General features: G+C 66.4%; 12 protein-coding genes and 1 tRNA gene. 4 read left to right on the top strand and 9 right to left on the bottom strand.

Annotation, left to right across the window (positions count from 1 at the left end):
* Positions 1-53 precede the first annotated feature (53 nt).
* Positions 54-1,517 carry a betaine-aldehyde dehydrogenase gene (betB, locus tag GN330_RS21445; RefSeq protein ID WP_156715421.1) on the top strand — a complete coding sequence of 488 codons (1,464 nt, stop codon included), beginning with the start codon at positions 54-56 and terminating at the stop codon, positions 1,515-1,517.
* Between the two features lie 46 nt (positions 1,518-1,563).
* On the opposite strand, the gene GN330_RS21440 is transcribed toward betB, so the two are convergent.
* Positions 1,564-3,816 (bottom strand): AGE family epimerase/isomerase, encoded by a 2,253-nt coding sequence (locus GN330_RS21440; protein WP_156715420.1) that lies wholly within the window; start codon positions 3,814-3,816, stop codon positions 1,564-1,566.
* Positions 3,817-3,840: 24 nt separating this feature from the next.
* Complete coding sequence (locus tag GN330_RS21435) at positions 3,841-5,358, bottom strand: phosphomannomutase/phosphoglucomutase (RefSeq protein ID WP_156715419.1); 1,518 nt, start codon at positions 5,356-5,358, stop codon at positions 3,841-3,843.
* 208 nt (positions 5,359-5,566) lie between these two features.
* On the opposite strand from GN330_RS21435, the gene GN330_RS21430 reads away from it, so the two are divergent.
* From GN330_RS21430 to GN330_RS21420, 3 genes are all read left to right on the top strand, one after another.
* Positions 5,567-5,643: transfer RNA gene (locus tag GN330_RS21430), tRNA-Pro, on the top strand.
* An 82-nt stretch (positions 5,644-5,725) separates the two neighbouring features.
* Positions 5,726-5,923: a hypothetical protein gene (locus GN330_RS21425; protein ID WP_156715418.1), complete on the top strand. Its 198-nt coding sequence runs from the start codon at positions 5,726-5,728 to the stop codon at positions 5,921-5,923.
* Between the two features lie 126 nt (positions 5,924-6,049).
* Entirely contained in the window at positions 6,050-6,580 is a 531-nt protein-coding gene (locus tag GN330_RS21420; protein ID WP_156715417.1) for an HD domain-containing protein, read from the top strand.
* Between the two features lie 138 nt (positions 6,581-6,718).
* Here GN330_RS21420 and GN330_RS21415 read toward each other — a convergent pair whose 3' ends face one another.
* The 7 genes from GN330_RS21415 to GN330_RS21385 form a co-directional block, all read right to left on the bottom strand.
* A complete protein-coding gene (locus GN330_RS21415) occupies positions 6,719-8,356 on the bottom strand; it encodes an AMP-binding protein (protein WP_246188817.1) in 1,638 nt (545 codons plus the stop codon).
* 145 nt (positions 8,357-8,501) lie between these two features.
* Complete coding sequence (locus GN330_RS23890) at positions 8,502-10,949, bottom strand: amidase (RefSeq protein ID WP_156715415.1); 2,448 nt, start codon at positions 10,947-10,949, stop codon at positions 8,502-8,504.
* A gap of 3 nt (positions 10,950-10,952) precedes the next feature.
* The gene (locus GN330_RS21405) at positions 10,953-11,669 is read right to left on the bottom strand and encodes an ABC transporter ATP-binding protein (RefSeq protein ID WP_156715414.1); all 717 of its coding nucleotides are present in this window, start codon (positions 11,667-11,669) and stop codon (positions 10,953-10,955) included.
* A complete protein-coding gene (locus tag GN330_RS21400) occupies positions 11,662-12,699 on the bottom strand; it encodes an ABC transporter permease subunit (protein WP_197435273.1) in 1,038 nt (345 codons plus the stop codon). Before GN330_RS21400 ends, GN330_RS21405 begins: the two co-directional genes overlap by 8 nt.
* On the bottom strand, positions 12,696-13,562 hold the full coding sequence (locus GN330_RS21395) for a branched-chain amino acid ABC transporter permease (protein WP_156715412.1): 867 nt from the start codon (positions 13,560-13,562) through the stop codon (positions 12,696-12,698). Before GN330_RS21395 ends, GN330_RS21400 begins: the two co-directional genes overlap by 4 nt.
* 86 nt (positions 13,563-13,648) lie before the next feature.
* The gene (locus tag GN330_RS21390) at positions 13,649-14,872 is read right to left on the bottom strand and encodes an urea ABC transporter substrate-binding protein (RefSeq protein ID WP_156715410.1); all 1,224 of its coding nucleotides are present in this window, start codon (positions 14,870-14,872) and stop codon (positions 13,649-13,651) included.
* A 32-nt stretch (positions 14,873-14,904) separates the two neighbouring features.
* Positions 14,905-16,503: a flotillin domain-containing protein gene (locus GN330_RS21385; RefSeq protein WP_156715408.1), complete on the bottom strand. Its 1,599-nt coding sequence runs from the start codon at positions 16,501-16,503 to the stop codon at positions 14,905-14,907.
* Between the last annotated feature and the right edge of the window lie 82 nt (positions 16,504-16,585).

Below are 16,585 nucleotides of genomic sequence, written 5' to 3'. Positions count from 1 at the left end.
GCCCGAAGACGATAAGGGAGGGGCAACGCATGCCCCGCCAAAAGGAGCAAACCATGAAAACCCAACCCAAGGCGTCGCACTATATCAACGGCAGCTATGTCGAGGACGAGGGCGGTCAGACAATGGACGTCTTCTACCCCGCCACCGGCGAGGTGATCGCCCGGCTGCACGCGGCCACCGACAATATCGTCGAGCTTGCCATCGAGGCCGCGCGCGCCGCACAGGGGGCTTGGGCACGGATGAGCCCGACCGAACGCGGGCGGGTGCTGCGCCGCGCGGCTGACCTGCTGCGCGAACGCAATGACGAGATCGCCCGACTGGAGACGTTCGACACCGGCAAGGCGATCCAGGAAACGCTGGTCGCCGACCCGGCCTCGGCCGCCGACGCGCTCGAATTCTTCGGCGGCGCGGTTGCCGCCTATAATGGCGACTATGTCGATCTCGGCGGTCCCTTCGCCTATACGCGCCGCGAGCCGCTCGGCGTGTGCGTGGGCATCGGCGCCTGGAATTATCCGATCCAGGGCGCGGGCTGGAAGGCCGGCCCGGCGCTCGCCATGGGCAACGCGATGGTGTTCAAGCCGTCCGAAAACACCCCGCTTTCGGCGCTGGTCCTGGCCGAAATCTTCACCCAGGCCGGGCTTCCGGACGGGTTGTTCAACGTCGTCCAGGGTTTTGGCGATGTCGGCGCCGCGCTCGCCAGCCATCCGGTGGTGGCCAAGGTGTCGCTCACTGGCTCGGTGCCGACCGGCCGCAAGGTGCTTTCGCTCGCCGGTTCGCAGATGAAACACGCCACGATGGAGCTCGGCGGCAAGTCGCCGCTGATCGTCTTCGACGACGCCGATCTCGAAAACGCCGTCGGCGGCGCCATGCTCGCCAATTTCTACTCCACCGGCCAGGTCTGCTCCAACGGCACGCGCGTCTTCGTCCAGGACGGCATTCGCGAGCGGTTCCTCGCGCGGCTGATCGAGCGGACCAAGAAGATCCGCATCGGCGACCCGCTCGATCCCGAAACGCAGATGGGACCGCTGATCAACAAGGCCCAGCACGACAAGGTGTGCGGCTATATCGAGATCGGCAAGGCAGAGGGCGCGACACTCGCTTGCGGTGGCGGCGTGCCGCATCTCCAGGGCTTCGAAGGTGGCTTTTTCGTCGAGCCGACCGTCTTCACCGAGGTCGGGGACGACATGCGCATCGCCCGCGAGGAGATTTTCGGGCCGGTGATGAGCGTGCTGTCGTTCAGCGAGGAAGCCGAGGCGATCGCGCGCTCCAACGACACCGAATTTGGCCTGTCGGCCGGCGTGTTCACCCGCGACCTGGCCCGCGCCCACCGCGTCATCGCCGACCTGCAGGCCGGCACGTGCTGGATCAACCACTACAATCTGTCGCCGGCCGAGATCCCGTTCGGCGGCGTCAAGCAGTCGGGCATCGGACGGGAGAACTCGCTCGCCGCGCTCGGCCATTATTCGCAGATCAAGACGGTCTATGTGGAGACCGGCGACGTCGACAGCCCGTATTGAGGTCGCGGCGACACGCCTTGCCCGAAGAGCGGAACCGGCGCGCGGCCTACCCGGCCCCGTCGTTCGCCCCGTCCGTCTTGTCGAGATAGCGCGTCAGCGCGAACACCAGATGGTAAAAGATGCTGGCGGGCACTTCGCGCGCCACCGAGCGTCCTTTTTCGTCGACCCGGTCGATCCACAGGCCAGTCGGCGCGGGATCGATATGCCAGCGGAACAGCCGTCCGACACGCGCCTCGATTTCCGGCTTCAGGTCCGGGCCGCCGGCCCCGTCGAGCGCCATCGCCGCCTTGATCGCCTCGGCTTGCGGCCATGAGCGCGACAGCTGGTCGAGCGGCATGCCCGACCGCGACACGGCGGCATAGGCAAGCCCGGTCGCCCGGTTCAGCCCGTTGGCGACCGCCGAGGCGTAGAGCTTGCGGGCGATGCCGACCAGATCGCTCTGCCCGGTCTTGTCGGCGAAATCGACCAGCAGCGAGGCCCATTCGAAATGGTGGCCCGGCTCTGTCCACTGCCCCTTTTTGCCCGCGGCCGGGGTGAAATCGTCGTCGAAAAACTCGCCGACCGTCCAGCTGTCGGGATCGAAGAACCGGCTGCGGAACAGGTCGATGATGCGCGAGGCGCGGCGCAAATGGACGCGCTCGCCGGTCACGTCGTACCAGGCCAGGAACGCCTCCAAGAGATGCATATGCGGGTTCGACCGGCGCAGGCCGTTGCCGCCGGGAAACTCCAGAAACCCGGTCAGGCGCTCGTCCTCGAGATGGGCGTCGATGAAGGCGAATGTCTCCGCGCCGAGCGCGCGCGCGGCCTCGTTGCCCGACAGATGGGCGTGCGCGAGCGCAAGCAGCACGCAGGCGTGATCGTAGGCGTCTTCGACCGGATCGACCACCGCGCCGTCGACGCCGATCGCGCGCACCCAGCCGCCGTTTTCGCTGCGCCCCCTGGCGGCGATGAAATCGATGCCATGCGCGATGATCCTGTCGGCCGGCCCGTCCCAGCCGCGCGCCTTGGCGACGGCGAAGGCGTAGATCTGGCGCGCCATGGTGCGCATGCGCTTGGGCTTGCCGAGCGGGCGGCCGGCGAAGTCGAGCGCCTCGTGGAACCCGCCGCCGACCTCGTCGACGCCGGCCGTCGCCCACAGGGGCAGGGTTTCCTCGAACAGCCAGTGACACACCCGCCGGCGGTGCGCCCCGACGACAAGCACGCGGTCGCTGCTGGGGGTGAAGCGGGTCTCCAGCCGGCCGCTCTGTTCCAGCCGCTCGACGATCTTCTTGACGTTCTGGCTCTGGGCCACCGGCGCGACGAAGGTCGCGTCCTGGGTCGCCACGATCGCAACGTCGCGCATGCCGATCACCGACAACAGCCGGCCCTCGCTGCGCAGATAGGAATGCGTGGTGTCGAAGGCGACGACATCGCCGATCACCACATTGCCGTTCTCGTCGGAGGCGCCGACGTCGAGCAGCGACTGCCACGAGCCGAGATCGTTCCAGCGGAAGCCGGCCGGCACCATGGCGATGCGCTCGGCCCGCTCCATGATCGCGTAGTCGACCGAGATCGCGGGAACATGCTCGTAGAGGTCGAGCGGCAGATAGAGACCCGACAAATCGCTTGACGCCGCGACAAACGCGCGTTCCGCGCCTGCCCAGATATCCGGCTCGTATTTCAGGAAGGCGTCGCGCATCGCGCTCGCCCGGAACAGGAAGATGCCGGTGTTCCAGAAGAAATTGCCGGCCGCCAGATAGGTCTCGGCCGTTTGCAGATCGGGTTTTTCGACGAAGCGCAGCACGTCGCGGACCTGGTCGCCCTCCTCGCCCGCCGCTTCGATATAGCCGTAGCCGGTCTCAGGCTGGCCGGGCCTGATGCCGAACACCACCAGACGCCCGTCGCGCGCCGGTTTGGCCCCGGCGGCGACCGTGGCCCAGAACTGGCTGTCCGTGCTGATGGCGTGATCCGACGGCACCACCAGAACCAGCGCGTCGCCGTGCTCGGCAAGAGTCTGCAGCGCAGCGACGGCGACGGCGGCGGCGGTGTTGCGTCCGACCGGCTCGAAGATCGGCCTTCCTCCCGAAAGATCCATGCCGGCAAGATCGGCGCGCAGCCGCTCGGCGTGGCGTTCGGAGCCGATCAGGTAGACCGGCCAGCCGCCGTCGCCTCCCGCCTTCAGCCGGCGCAGGGTCTGGGCCAGCATCGAACCGGCGCCCGACAGGTCGTGGAACTGCTTGGGATTGTCCTCGCGCGACAGCGGCCACAGCCGGGAGCCGACGCCGCCACTCATGACGAAGCTGACGATTTTCTCAGTCATGGCGTCTCCGGCCCGGTCGCGTCGTCACAGGGTCTGGTTGTAGGCGCCAACCTGCGGGTAGGCGCGCAGCACGGCGTCGAGCGCGGCGAACATGTCCCGCTTGCGTTCTTCCGACACGGGGCTTTCCACCACAACCACGAGTTCGGGTTTGTTCGACGAAGCGCGGATCAGGCCCCAGGTGCCGTCCTGATTGGTGATCCGCACGCCGTTGACCGTCACCATGTCGGCGATCGGCTGGCCGGCGAATGTGGCGCCGCTGTCGCGCAGCGCCTCGAGCCCGGCCACCACCTTGTCGACCACGGCGTATTTTTCCTCGTCGGCGCAATGCGGCGACATGGTCGGCGAGCCGAACGTGTGCGGCAGGTCGCGGTAAAGCTCGGCCATCGACTTTTGCGGGTTGCGGTCGAGCATGTGGCAGACCGCGATCGCCGTCACCAGCCCGTCGTCGTAACCGCGCCCGATCGGCGGGTTGAAGAAGAAATGGCCGGATTTCTCGAAACCCGCGATCGCGTCCAGTTCCTTGACCCGGCGCTTGATGTGGGAATGGCCGGTCTTCCAGTAATCGGTCCGCGCGCCGTTGGCCATTAACACCGGGTCCGTCAGAAAAAGCCCGGTCGACTTCACGTCGACGACGAAGCGCGAGCCGGCATGTTCGCCGGATATGTCGCGGGCAAGCATCACGCCGACCTTGTCGGCGAAGATCTCGCCGCCCTCGTCGTCGACCACACCGCAGCGGTCGCCGTCGCCGTCGAAGCCGAAACCGACATCCGCGCCGCTGCGCAGCACCTCGTCGCGAATCGCATGCAGCATTTTCATGTCTTCGGGATTGGGGTTATAGCGCGGAAAGCTGTGGTCGAGTTCGCAGTCGAGCTCGACCACCTCGCAGCCGATGCGCCTCAGGACTTCCGGCGCAAAGGCGCCGGCGGTGCCGTTGCCGCAGGCCGCCACCACTTTCAGTTTACGAGCGATTTTCACGCCCGAAACCAGATCGTCGACATAACGCTGGCGAAAATCCGGCACGAATTCGTAAGCGCCGCCGCCGGACAGGTCGAAATCGGCGTCGAGTACGATCTTTTTCAGCGCGTCCATCTCGTCGGGACCGAAGGTCAAGGGCCGGGCTGCGCCCATCTTGACGCCGGTCCAGCCGTTTTCGTTGTGCGAGGCCGTCACCATGGCGACCGAGGGCGCGTCGAGCGCGAACTGGGCGAAATAGGCCATCGGCGACAGCGCCAGGCCGATATCCCTGACCCGCGCGCCGGCGGCCTGCAGCCCCGACACCAGCGCCAGCTTGATCGCCATCGAATAGGATCGGAAATCGTGGCCGACGACGATATCGGGTCCGGCGCCAAGCCGCCTGATCAGCGTTCCCAACCCCATGCCGAGCGCTTGAACGCCGATCAGATTGATCTCCGGCGCCTTGTCGGACCCGGGATGACCGAACCACCAGCGTGCGTCGTATTCGCGAAACCCGGTCGGCTTGACCAAAGCTCTGGTTTCGAAGGCAAAGCTGTTCGGCGTCGCGTCGGCGAGCGGTTTTTGCATGGCGATGGCGTGGCTCCGGTCACTGGTGATGGCGCCAACCTAGCAGCGATCGCTTACCGTCGGCTTAAATCGTCGCCGGGGCCGGACCGGCGGCGACAGGGCACGGTTTTCAGCCCGCCCGGCCCGCCATCGAACAAGCGCGAATTCGCTACCGTTTCATGCTTGCAGGATCGCGGCACGAACGTTATAGACCGCCGGTCTGGTTTTGCGGAGTGTAGCGCAGCCTGGTAGCGCACCTCGTTCGGGACGAGGGGGTCGCAGGTTCAAATCCTGCCACTCCGACCAGACGGCGCACAAAAACGCGCACAGCCCCCCCCGAATCCCCGCCTTCTTGCCGCGTTCTGCCCTCCACAGATGGAGACAGACGATGACGCATTATTTCGTCAAAGTAGACAGCCGGGGCACTCTTGTCGCCGCTGTAGATGATGCGAAGCACCGCGCCGCTGCTGTGTTTGGCAACACGGGAAAAACACCGATCGATATGATTTCTCAACAGGATTGGGATTCGTGGGACGCCGGCGGTGAAAAAGCCAACGTCGGTGGCCCATCAGGACCAACCGCATGACCAAACCCCTCGCTCCTGTCGAAGGCGCCTCTTGGAGCTGGACCGGCCGGTGCAAGAGGGGGAAGATCGTGCAGTGTCCCAAATGCGGGAAGATTGCAGCGTTTTAGCCGGTGAAAGACAAGGACCATGTATGAGAAAGCGCTTGTGTTTGCGACCACGGCCCATGCGGCGGTTGGACAGCAACGAAAATACACCGGGGAGCCTTACATCGTTCATCCGATAGCGGTAGCCGAAATCGTAAAATCAGTGCCGCATACACCCGAGATGATCGCAGCCGCCCTGTTGCATGATGTCGTCGAGGACACCCTTGTCACAATCGAAGAAATCGAGGCCCAATTTGGCGCGAAGGTTGCCGAGCTTGTCGGTTGGCTGACCGATGTTTCGAAGCCGGAGGACGGCAATCGTGCAAAGCGCAAGGCGATGGACCGCGACCACATCGCCAAGGCTCCACCAGAAGCCAAGACGATCAAGCTCGCAGACCTGATCGACAACACGGCATCGATCAAGGCGCGCGATCCGGATTTCTGGAGGGTCTACAGGCGTGAAAAGGCCGCGCTGTTGAATGTGCTTCAAGAAGGCGACAAGAGCCTTTTGGAGCGTGCCGCTTTACAGTTAGAGGACAATGACGAACCAGGCGCTCGTAACTCAGCTGGATAGAGCGGGGGAGTCTAAGTCCGCAGGCCGCGGATTCAAATCCTGCTACTCCGACCGGATTTCCAAAAATATCAATGAATCGATCGATCATGACGACGGCCTGCCGCCCGCGGCGGTTCGGTCGACCTCGCGCATTCCCGATCATTCCAGCCCCAATTCCTCGACCATCGCCTTGCGCATGAGGAATTTCTGCGGTTTGCCGGTCACCGTCATCGGCAGTTCGGACTTGAAGCGCACATATTTGGGGATCTTGTAGTGGGCGATCTGGCCGCGGCAATGGTCGCGGATTTCGTCCTCGCTGGCCTGCTCGCCCGGCTGCAGCACGATCCACGCGGCCAGTTCCTCGCCATAGGTCGGGTCCGGCACGCCGAACACCTGCACCTCGGCCACCTTGGGGTGGCTGTATAAAAACTCCTCGATCTCCCGCGGATAGAGGTTCTCGCCGCCGCGGATCACCATGTCCTTGACCCGGCCGACGATGCGGCAATAGCCGCGCCCGTCGAGCGCGGCGAGATCGCCGGTATGCATCCAGCCACCCGGATCGACCGCCTCGCGGGTGCGCGCCTCGTCGTTCCAGTACCCGCGCATCACCGAATAGCCGCGGGTGCACAATTCGCCCTGCGCGCCGACGGCCACCGTGCGGCCGGCCTCGTCGACAATCTTGACCTCGACATGCGGGTGGATGCGGCCGACCGTCGACACACGGTCGTCGAGCGCATCGTCGGGGCCGCTCTGGAAGGAGATCGGGCTGGTTTCCGTCATGCCGTAGCCGATCGTCACCTCGGGCATGTGCATGTCCTTGACCACGCGGCGCATGACTTCGATCGGACAGGGCGCGCCGGCCATCATGCCGGTGCGCAGGCTCGAATAGTCGCGGCGGGAAAAATCGGGATGGTCGAGCATGGCAACGAACATGGTCGGCACGCCGTATACGGCCGTGCAGCGCTCGGCGACGATCGCCTCCAGCGTCGCGCCGGCCTCGAAGGCCTCGCCGGCAAACACCATCGCCGCGCCCGCCGTCACGCAGCCCAGCGTGCCCAGCACCATGCCGAAACAATGATAGAGCGGCACGGGAATGCACAGCCGGTCGGCCTCGCCGAACCCCATCGCGCGCACGGTGAAGGCGGCGTTGTTGACGATGTTGTAATGCGTCAGCGTCGCGCCCTTCGGCGCGCCGGTGGTGCCGCTGGTGAACTGGATGTTGATCGGATCGTCGGGATCGAGCGCGCGGCTGATCGCGTCGAGGCGCATCATCTGCGCCGGCCCGGCGAGGCTCGACACCGCGTCGAAGTTGAACATGCCGGGCGTTTTTTCAGCGCCCATGCGGATCACGATCTTCAGCGCCGGCAGCTTTGCCGCGGCGAGCCGGCCCGCCGCGCATGTGTCGATTTCCGGCGCCAGCGTGCGGATCATGCCGAGATAGTCCGACGATTTGAACGCGGCGGCGGTTACCAGCGCCTTGCAGCCGACCTTGTTGAGCGCGTATTCGAGCTCGGAGAGCCGGTAGGCGGGATTGATGTTGACCATCACCAGTCCGATCCTGGCGGTGGCGAACTGGGTGATCAGCCATTCCGGCCGGTTGGGCGACCAGATGCCGATGCGGTCGCCGCGCTCCAGCCCGAGGCTGAGCAGGCCGGCGGCGAACGCGTCCACCGCCCGGTCGAGGTCGTAATAGGTGTAGCGCTTGTCGAACTGGCGAAACACAGCCGCCTCGCGCGGTCCGAACCGCGACACCGTGTCGGCGAACATCGCCGGAATGGTGACATGGCGCAGCGGCATGGTGCGTTCGCCCGAAACGTAGGACTTGCCGTCGCGCGGCGCGATCTGCGCCGGCGCCGGTTCGGTGGCGTCGTTGGCGTCCCACAGGCTTTGCGAAAGCCTGCCGGCCAGAGATTCCGACAAGATGGTCATCGCACGCTCCCCTTCACATGGCGCGCCAGTCGCCGAGGCTTTCGAAGGCGGAGGCCGCGCGGTAGATGGTGCTTTCGCCGTAATTGCGCGCGACCAGCATCATGCCGACCGGCAGTCCCTCGCTCATCGCGCACGGCACGTTCATGGCCGGATAGCCGGAGGCGTTGAAAGGCGCGGTGTTGCCGACCATCTCGAAGGCGCGCTGCACGTAAAGGTCCAGCGGCGCGTCGGCGGGCGGGATCGGCTGCGCCTTCATCGGCAGGGTCGGCATCAGCACCAGGTCGTATTTGGCGAACACGGCGTCGTAACGCATCGCCAGCCGGCGCATCAGGTTCTGCGCCTTGCCGTAGAAGCGGCCGCGATAGCGCGTCTGGAAATATTCGCCGAGGAACATGCAGACCTTGAGGCTGGCAGACAGTTCGTCGGCACGGCCGCGCCAGGTGGCGAAATGGTCGACCATGGACGGCAGGAACAGGCCGCGATAATTGGTGCCGGCGCAGTTGCCGTGCATCATGAAATCCTGAAGCCCCTCGACGGTGATCGCCGTCCAGTAGTCGGGCGCGGCTAGATGTTCGGGCACGGAAATCTCCTCGACCTCGGCACCCAGTCCCTTGAAGGCGTCGGCCGCCGCCCTGACCTTCAGGTCGACGTCGGGCTCGCTTTCGGGCCGCGCGAACCCCTCCGCCAGGACGCCGATGCGCAAGCCCCGGCAACCGCGCCCGACGGCGTCCGTGTAGCGCTCGAGCGTGGGTTTGTACTGGCGCGGATCGAGCCCGTCCTCGCCGGCCAGCACCTCCAGCAGCAGCGCGTTGTCGGCGACGTTGGCGGTCACCGGGCCGACATGGTCGATGGTCTGCTCCACCCCCATCACGCCCGAATAGGGCACCAGGCCGTGCGTCGGCTTCATGCCGTAAGTGCCGCAATTGCTCGACGGGATGCGGATCGAGCCGCCCTGGTCGCCGGCGATCGCCATGTCGACCTCGCCGGTGGCGACCAGCACCGCCGAGCCGCTCGAGGAGCCGCCGGCCATGTAGCCGCGCTTGTAGGGATTGTGCACCGGGCCGGTGGCGCTGGTGTGGCTGCCTCCCGACAGGCACAGATTTTCGCAGGTCGACTTGCCGACGATGATCGCGCCGGCGTCGAGCATGCGCGTGACGATGGTGGCATCGATCTCCGGCACGTAGCCTTCCATGACCGCCGAGCCGTTCATCATCGGAACGCCGGCCACGCACACCGTGTCCTTGACCACGATGCGCTTGCCGGCCAGCGGGCCGGTCGGCGCGCCGCGGATCTCGGTCTTGTAGTACCAGGCGTTGAGGGGGTTGTCGGCCGGGTCGGGACGGTAGCCGGGCGCGCGCGGATAGTTCACCTGCGGCAGGAAGTCGGGCGCGGCGCTCAGCCGGTCGTAGCCCTGCAGATAGGGCTCCATGACGGCGAGATAGCGGGCGAGCTCGTCGTCGGCCATCGAGAAGCCGAGCGTGTCGCGCATGGCGCGCATCTGGTCGAGGCTGGGTCGTTTCACGGTCATGGCTTGTGCTTTCGCCGGGTCCCTCGCCGGGACGGGGTTGGGGATGGACAATGCGGGCGCACGGGTGCCGCCCGGCACCCGCGGCAGGGCCGGGGCCGGCACGGCGTGGCGCAGCGGCGCGTCGAAAACGCGCGCGGCAGCCGCCGCCGGCGGGCGCGGCGCGTCGACCGCCCCGGCCGGGGGAGCGCTGCCTGGGCGGGTGCGGCGCGCGGCGCCGAAGCCAAGAAAGGCTTCCACCCGGCGCGGATCGGCGAGGGCCCGCGCGTCGATCTCGGCCTTGATGGCGCCGCGCTCCAGCACCAGCACGCGGTCGGACAGGGCGGAGATGAAATCGAAATTCTGCTCGACCAGGAGGATGGTCAGGCCCCGTTCGGCGCGCAGCCTGGCCAGCGTCTCCTCGATCTCCTCGATGATCGAGGGCTGAATGCCTTCCGTCGGCTCGTCGAGCAGGACAAGCCAGGGATCGGCGATCAGGCAGCGGGCGAGCGCCAGCAATTGCTGCTCGCCTCCCGACAGCGAGCCGCCCGGCCTGTCGAGCAGGCGCTCGATGCGCGGAAAGTCGCGCAGCACCCCGGCAAGCGCCTCGGTCTCGCCCGCCTCGCCGTCGTCGCGCCAGGCCAGCCGGAGATTGTCGCGCACGCTGAGCTGGGGAAAGATTCCCCGGCCCTGCGGCACGTAGCCCAGGCCGAGCCGGGCGCGTTCGTGCGGCGGCAGGGTCGTGATATCTGTGCCGGCCAGGCTGATCGAACCGCCGCTCGCCGGCAAGAACCCCATCACCGCCTTCAAAAGCGTCGATTTGCCCATGCCGTTATGGCCGAGAATGCCGACGATCTCGCCCTCGCCGACCGCAAGATCGATGCCGTGCAGGACCGGAATGCGGCCGTATCCGGCAGCCAGCGCCCTGACCGAAAGAGCTTCGGACGCGTCCGCCATGCGCTATCCCTTCTTGCCCAGATAGATGTCGCGCACCCTGGGATCGGCCATGACGGCGTCGACATGGTCCTCCATCAGGATGCGGCCCTGCGCGAACACGGTCACGGTCCTGGCGATCGCGCGGATGAACTGCATGTCGTGCTCGACGATGATGATGGCGGCCTGCCTGCCGATCTCGGCGATCACGGCGGCCAGCCGCTCGATCTCGTCAGCCGTCATGCCCGCCGCCGGCTCGTCGAGCAGCACCAGCCACGGACGGGCGGCGATCACGATGCCTAGTTCGACGCGCTGGCGCTCGCCATGCGCCAGCTGTCCGACCGGGCGCGCGGCCAGGTCGCCGAGATCGAGCCGCTCGAGCGCGTCGGCGACCGCGCCGTCCGCTCCCTGCCGCCCGAGCACGCGCAACGCCGCCAGCCAGATGTTCTCGCGCACGGATAGCCCGTCCATGACGCTCGGCACCTGCGTCTTGATGCCGATGCCGAGCCGGGCGATCTCGTGCGGATGCCAGCCGGTCGTCTCCTGGCCGTCGATCAGGATCTCGCCGGCGCTCGGCGTCAGCATGCCGGCCAGGCATTTGAAGAACGTGCTCTTGCCGGCGCCGTTCGGTCCGATCAGGCAGCGCAGCTCGTCGCGGCGCAGAAAAAAGTCGACCCCGTCGACGGCGTTGACGCCGCCGAACCGCATGGTCACGCCCCGGGTCTCAAGCACGATGTCAGCCATCGGCGCCTCCCCGGGCGGGGCGCAAACGGCGCCGTGACGCGCGCCTGGGCCGGCGCCGGCGCGCCAGGCCGACCCACTGGCCAAGCGTCGGCACCACGCCGCGCGGCAAAAGCAGCACCGAGAGAACCAGAACCAGGCCGAGCACCAGCGTGTTGTCGATCAGCGTCTGCTGGCCGAGCGCGAATTTCAGATAGCCGAGCAGCATCGCGCCGACGAACGGGCCGACCAGCGTGCCGAGCCCGCCGACGATACACCAGATGATGATCTCGGCCGACTGGCCGAGCGAAAACAGCCCCGGCGTGACGATTTCGGCCCAGCTGGCAAACAGTGTCCCGGCCAGGCCCGCCACCGCGCCGCCGACGGCAAACAGCGCCGTCTTGCGCAGCCGGGCGTCGTAACCCATCAGCTCGACCCGCGCCTCGTTCTCCCGAATCGCGACCGCCACCCGGCCGAACGGGCTGGCCAGCAGCCAGCGCAGCAGGGCGTAGACGACGAGGACGATCGCCACGACGAGATAATAGAAATCGTCGCCGAAGATGTAGGCGTCGGGATCGCCGGGCACGTTGAGCGTCTGATAGCCCGGTATGCCGTTGAAACCGCCGAGCCGCGCCTGGCCGATCGCATATTCCGGACCGGCGGTGGAGTTCATGAACTTGAAGAAGATCAGCGTGACGACCAGCGTGATGACGCCGAGATAGACGTCCGACAGGCGGCCGTAAAACATCATCGCGCCGAGCAGGCCGGCGAACAGGAACGGAACCAGGATGCCGAGCGCGAAGGGCAGCGTGCTTTCGCCGAGATTGATGGCGGCGATCGCGTAGCTATAGGCGCCCAGCCCGTAAAACGCCGCCTGACCGAAACACAATATGCCGCCGAAACCCCAGACCAGGCCGAGGCTCATCGCCAGAAGGCCGTAGATCAGAAGGATGGTCAGCGTGTAGGTCTCCAGCACAGCCGGCGCGGCCAGCGCCAGAAGGACAAAGGCGCCAAGCACGGCCAGCGTCGCGCCGATCTGCGGACGCCCGCTCACAGGCGCCCCCTGAAGAAACGGCCGGTGATGCCCTGCGGCAAAAGCCGCAGCAGCACGACGGCGGCAACCAGCAGCGCCACCTCGCCGACCACCGGGCTCGCGGCGAAGGTGAAGAGCTGGGACACCAGCCCGAACAGCGTCGCGCTCGACAAAAGCCCGACGATGATCGAGGCGCCGCCGGAGATCACCGTGATGAAGGCCTTGGCGATATAGGTGCCGCCGGTGGTCGGCACGAGACCGACGAGCGGGGCGAGCAGGCCGCCGGCGAGCCCCGAAAGCGCCGAGCCGCAGAAAAAGGTGACCATGTAGACGCGGTCGGGACTGTAGCCGAGCGCGGCGGCCATGTCGGCGCGCTGCATGGTGCCGCGCGCGACCAGCCCGGCCCTTGTGCCGGCAAGCAGCGCGTACATGGCAACAAGCAGCAGCGCGGCGACGACGATGATGAAGAAATTGTAGCCGTTGATCTGGTAGCCGCCGATGGCGAAGCCGGCGATCGGCGGCGAGATGCCGGTGGTGGTGTTGCCAAAAATCATGGTGGCGAGCCCGATCATCACCAGGCTCAGGCCCCAGCTCGCCAGCATCGTGTCGACGAGGCGTCCGTAGAGATGGCGGATGACGAGGCGCTCGACCACCAGGCCGATCAGGCCGACGACCAGCGGAGCGACGATCAGCATGGCGACATAGATGTTGATGCCGGCATTGACCGCGACGATGGTGGCGTAGCCGCCCGCCATCAAGAATTCCCCATGCGCCAGGTTGATGACGCGCATCATGCCGAACACGACCGCCAGGCCGGCGCTGATGACGACCAGCACGGCGATCGAATAGAAAATTTCGACGATGAGGACCGTTGCGAGGTCCATGCGGGCCCGCTCCCTGTTCGCGTTGTCCTGCCCCCGCCGACAGCGGCGGTGGTCGCGACCGGCCCGGTCGGCCGGCCGCGCTCGCGTCAGATCTTGATTTCGTATTGCGTGTTGTCGTCGGGATTGGCGACGAGATCGCACACGCCCTGGGTGTCGACGGGCTGGCGCTGGGCGAAGCTTTCCAGCACCTTCAGCTTCTGGCCGGCGAACTCCATCAAGTGCACGTCGAGCACGGCATGATGGGTCTTGGGGTCGATGGCGACCTTGCCGCCGGGACCGTCGATCGACAGCCCGCCCTCGAGCGCGGCGATCACCGCGTCGCGGTCGAGCGTGCCGGCCTTGCGCACGCCCTCGGCCCACACATGCACGCCCTGATAGTTGGAGACCGCGATCTCGTGGATCAGGCTGGTGTCGCCGTATTTGTCGGTCCAGCCCTTCAGGAAACGCTCATTGGCCGGCGAGGCGATCTCGGACGAATAATTATAGGCGACCAGAATGCCGTCGCCCTCCTCGGCGGTCAGCACCTTGTGCTCGTTGCCGACGCCGAGCGTGGTCGAGGCCATCGGGATCTTCGACTTCATGCCGGCGGCGGCCCATTGCCGGTAGAAAGACAGATGCGCCCCGCCGACCAACGCGGAGACCACGATGTCGGGCGCGGCACTCTGGATCTTGGCGATCGTGGAGCCGAAATCGGCGACGTCGAGCGGGAAGAAATCGGTCTGTACCACCTCGCCGCCGGCATCGGCGGCATATTTCTGCATCCAGCGCGCGGTGATCTGGCCGTAATTGTAGTCGGCGGCCAGGATGTAGATTTTCGGCCCCCATTTCTTGATCGCGGCAGGCACCACGATCTCGACCTGCTGGGCCGGGGTGACGCCGGTAACGAACAGATTGCGGTCGCACACCCCGCCCTCGTAGAGCACGTTGTAGAAATACAGGACCTTGCTCTTGCGCAGCGTCTGGCGGATCGCCTCGCGCGAGGCCGACAGAATGCCGCCATGCACGACGTCGACCTTGTCGCGACGGGCGAGCTGCTGGCCGAACTGGGTGTAGAGCGCCATGTCCGACTGGGTGTCGTAGGCGGCGATCTCAACCTGGCGGTCGAGCAGGCCGCCGCTAGCATTGATTTCGTCGATCGCCAGCCGCATCGCCATGTCCATCGGCTTGCCGTAGGCGTCGAAGATGCCGGACATGTCGAGGATCGAGCCGAACTTGATCGGATCGGCGGCGCGCGCGCCGGGCACGGCGGCGAACAGGCCGCTCGCGGCCAGGGCGGCGCTGCCTGCAAGGAATTCGCGTCTGCTGGTCATCTTTCTCTCCCCTGTGATGGTCGCGGCGGCGTTCAGCCGTCTTTCTTGGGCCGGGTCGCGGCGGCGGCCCGCCCGGCGGCGTCGGCGGTGCGGCCGGCGAGCTGGGCGTCGAAATCGAGCCCGATCTCGTCGCCGAGCTTCTTCATGAACGGCAATTGCACCGACATGCCGAGAATGGAGTCCAGTGCCTGGCCGAAGGGCGTGCCGTCGCCGTCGCCGGCACCGTTGCGGCCGCCGAGCCCGCCGATCTGGTTGATGCGGATCGATTCGATCTTTTCGACCGGCTTCATCATCTGGGTGGCGATCTCCGGCAACCGGTCGATCTTGTGCATTTCGACGCGCGCCCGCAGCACGGCGTCGGATTGCTGGTTGTCGGCCTGGATTTCGGCCGAGCGTCCCTCGGCCTCGGCCACCAGCCGGTCGCGCTCGGCCGTGGCGCGTAGCTGCACGGCCTCGCTCTCGGCCTTTGCCGTCGACAGGATCGAAGAGACTTTCGACTTCACGCGGACACCGTCGGTCTCGCTGTCCTGCTGGGCCTTTACCTGGGCCAGCTTGCGGCCGCGCTCGGCCGCCGCCAGGTCGCGCGAGGTCTGGACCTGCTCCTGCGCCTCGATCAGCCCGACGCGCGCCGTCTCTGCCCTGGCCTGTTCCTGGGTCTCCTCGCCACGCTTGGCCGCGATGCGGATCGCATTGTCGATCTTGGCCGCCTCGACCTCCAGCAGCGCCTCCATCTCGCGCCGGCGCAAGGTCAGGTCGCGCTCGATCTCGGCCTGTTTGAGGTCGCGCGCCTTGACGATGCGCTGCTCCTCGGCAAGCCGCTCGGCCTCGGTCCGGCTTGTTTCCAGCTCGCTGTTGTGACGGATGCGCTGGCGTTCGATCTCGAGCTTGCTGACGATCTCGAATTCCTGCTGCTCGCGTTCGATGGCCAGCCTTTGCTTGGTCTGCTCAAGCTGGCGCCGCCTGACGGTCGTGTCGGCCTCGGCCTCAACGTCGATGCGCGCCTTACGGTTTTCCGCGATCGTTTCGGCGAGCCGGCGCATGCCGACCGCGTTGAAGGCGTTGTTGTCATCCAGGTCCGAAAACGGCGTCTGGTCGAGATGGGTCAGCGACACCGAATCGACCACAAGCCCGGATTTGGCCAGATTGGCGGTTAACCGCGCGACCACCGCCTCGGAAAAACCGCCGCGGTCGACGTGGAGTTCGTCCATGGTGCGGCGTGCGACCTCGGCCTGGACGGCATCGACGAGTTTGCCCGCCATCAGCGCCTGCATCTCGTCCTCGCGGAAAGCCTTCGAGCCGAGCGCCTGGGCCGCCGTTGCGATCCCGTCCGGCGTTGGATCGACCCGGACGTGGAACTCCAACGCCAGATCGACCCGCAACCGGTCTTCCGAGATCAGGGCCCGAGCGCCGGTCCGCTCCACCTGCAGACGCACCGAACGCATGTTCATGCGGTCGACCCGATGCAGGATGGGCAGCGCCAGCGCGCCGCCGTCGATGATGATTTTGCGGCCGCCTGCGCCCGTGCGGATCAGCGCCGCGTCACGCGTCGACTTCACGTAGAACCGGTTGAGGAACAGGACCGCGACCGCCGCCACGACGATGATGAGAATGATTCCAACCAGCCAAGCCACGCGACCCTCCCCGGCCTTGCGTGCGAATATTATTTGAATTGGAAAATTTCTTAAGGCGTTTTATTTTCCAAATCAAGTAAAT

This window comes from Nitratireductor arenosus, assembly GCF_009742725.1.
Taxonomy (GTDB): Bacteria; Pseudomonadota; Alphaproteobacteria; order Rhizobiales; family Rhizobiaceae; genus Mangrovimarina; species Mangrovimarina arenosa.
The sequence above is the reverse complement of the archived record's forward strand: the minus strand, read 5'-3'. Positions and strand labels throughout refer to the sequence as shown.

What these genes read in the sequence shown, in the direction of transcription:
- GN330_RS21405 (WP_156715414.1), bottom strand. Translation starts at nt 11,669, where the DNA reads ATGGCTGACATCGTGCTTGAGACCCGGGGCGTGACCATGCGGTTCGGC.
- GN330_RS23890 (WP_156715415.1), bottom strand. Translation starts at nt 10,949, where the DNA reads ATGGCGGACGCGTCCGAAGCTCTTTCGGTCAGGGCGCTGGCTGCCGGA.
- GN330_RS21425 (WP_156715418.1), top strand. Translation starts at nt 5,726, where the DNA reads ATGACGCATTATTTCGTCAAAGTAGACAGCCGGGGCACTCTTGTCGCC.
- GN330_RS21390 (WP_156715410.1), bottom strand. Translation starts at nt 14,872, where the DNA reads ATGACCAGCAGACGCGAATTCCTTGCAGGCAGCGCCGCCCTGGCCGCG.
- GN330_RS21395 (WP_156715412.1), bottom strand. Translation starts at nt 13,562, where the DNA reads ATGGACCTCGCAACGGTCCTCATCGTCGAAATTTTCTATTCGATCGCC.
- GN330_RS21440 (WP_156715420.1), bottom strand. Translation starts at nt 3,816, where the DNA reads ATGACTGAGAAAATCGTCAGCTTCGTCATGAGTGGCGGCGTCGGCTCC.
- betB (WP_156715421.1), top strand. Translation starts at nt 54, where the DNA reads ATGAAAACCCAACCCAAGGCGTCGCACTATATCAACGGCAGCTATGTC.
- GN330_RS21435 (WP_156715419.1), bottom strand. Translation starts at nt 5,358, where the DNA reads ATGCAAAAACCGCTCGCCGACGCGACGCCGAACAGCTTTGCCTTCGAA.
- GN330_RS21420 (WP_156715417.1), top strand. Translation starts at nt 6,050, where the DNA reads ATGTATGAGAAAGCGCTTGTGTTTGCGACCACGGCCCATGCGGCGGTT.
- GN330_RS21415 (WP_246188817.1), bottom strand. Translation starts at nt 8,356, where the DNA reads ATGCCGCTGCGCCATGTCACCATTCCGGCGATGTTCGCCGACACGGTG.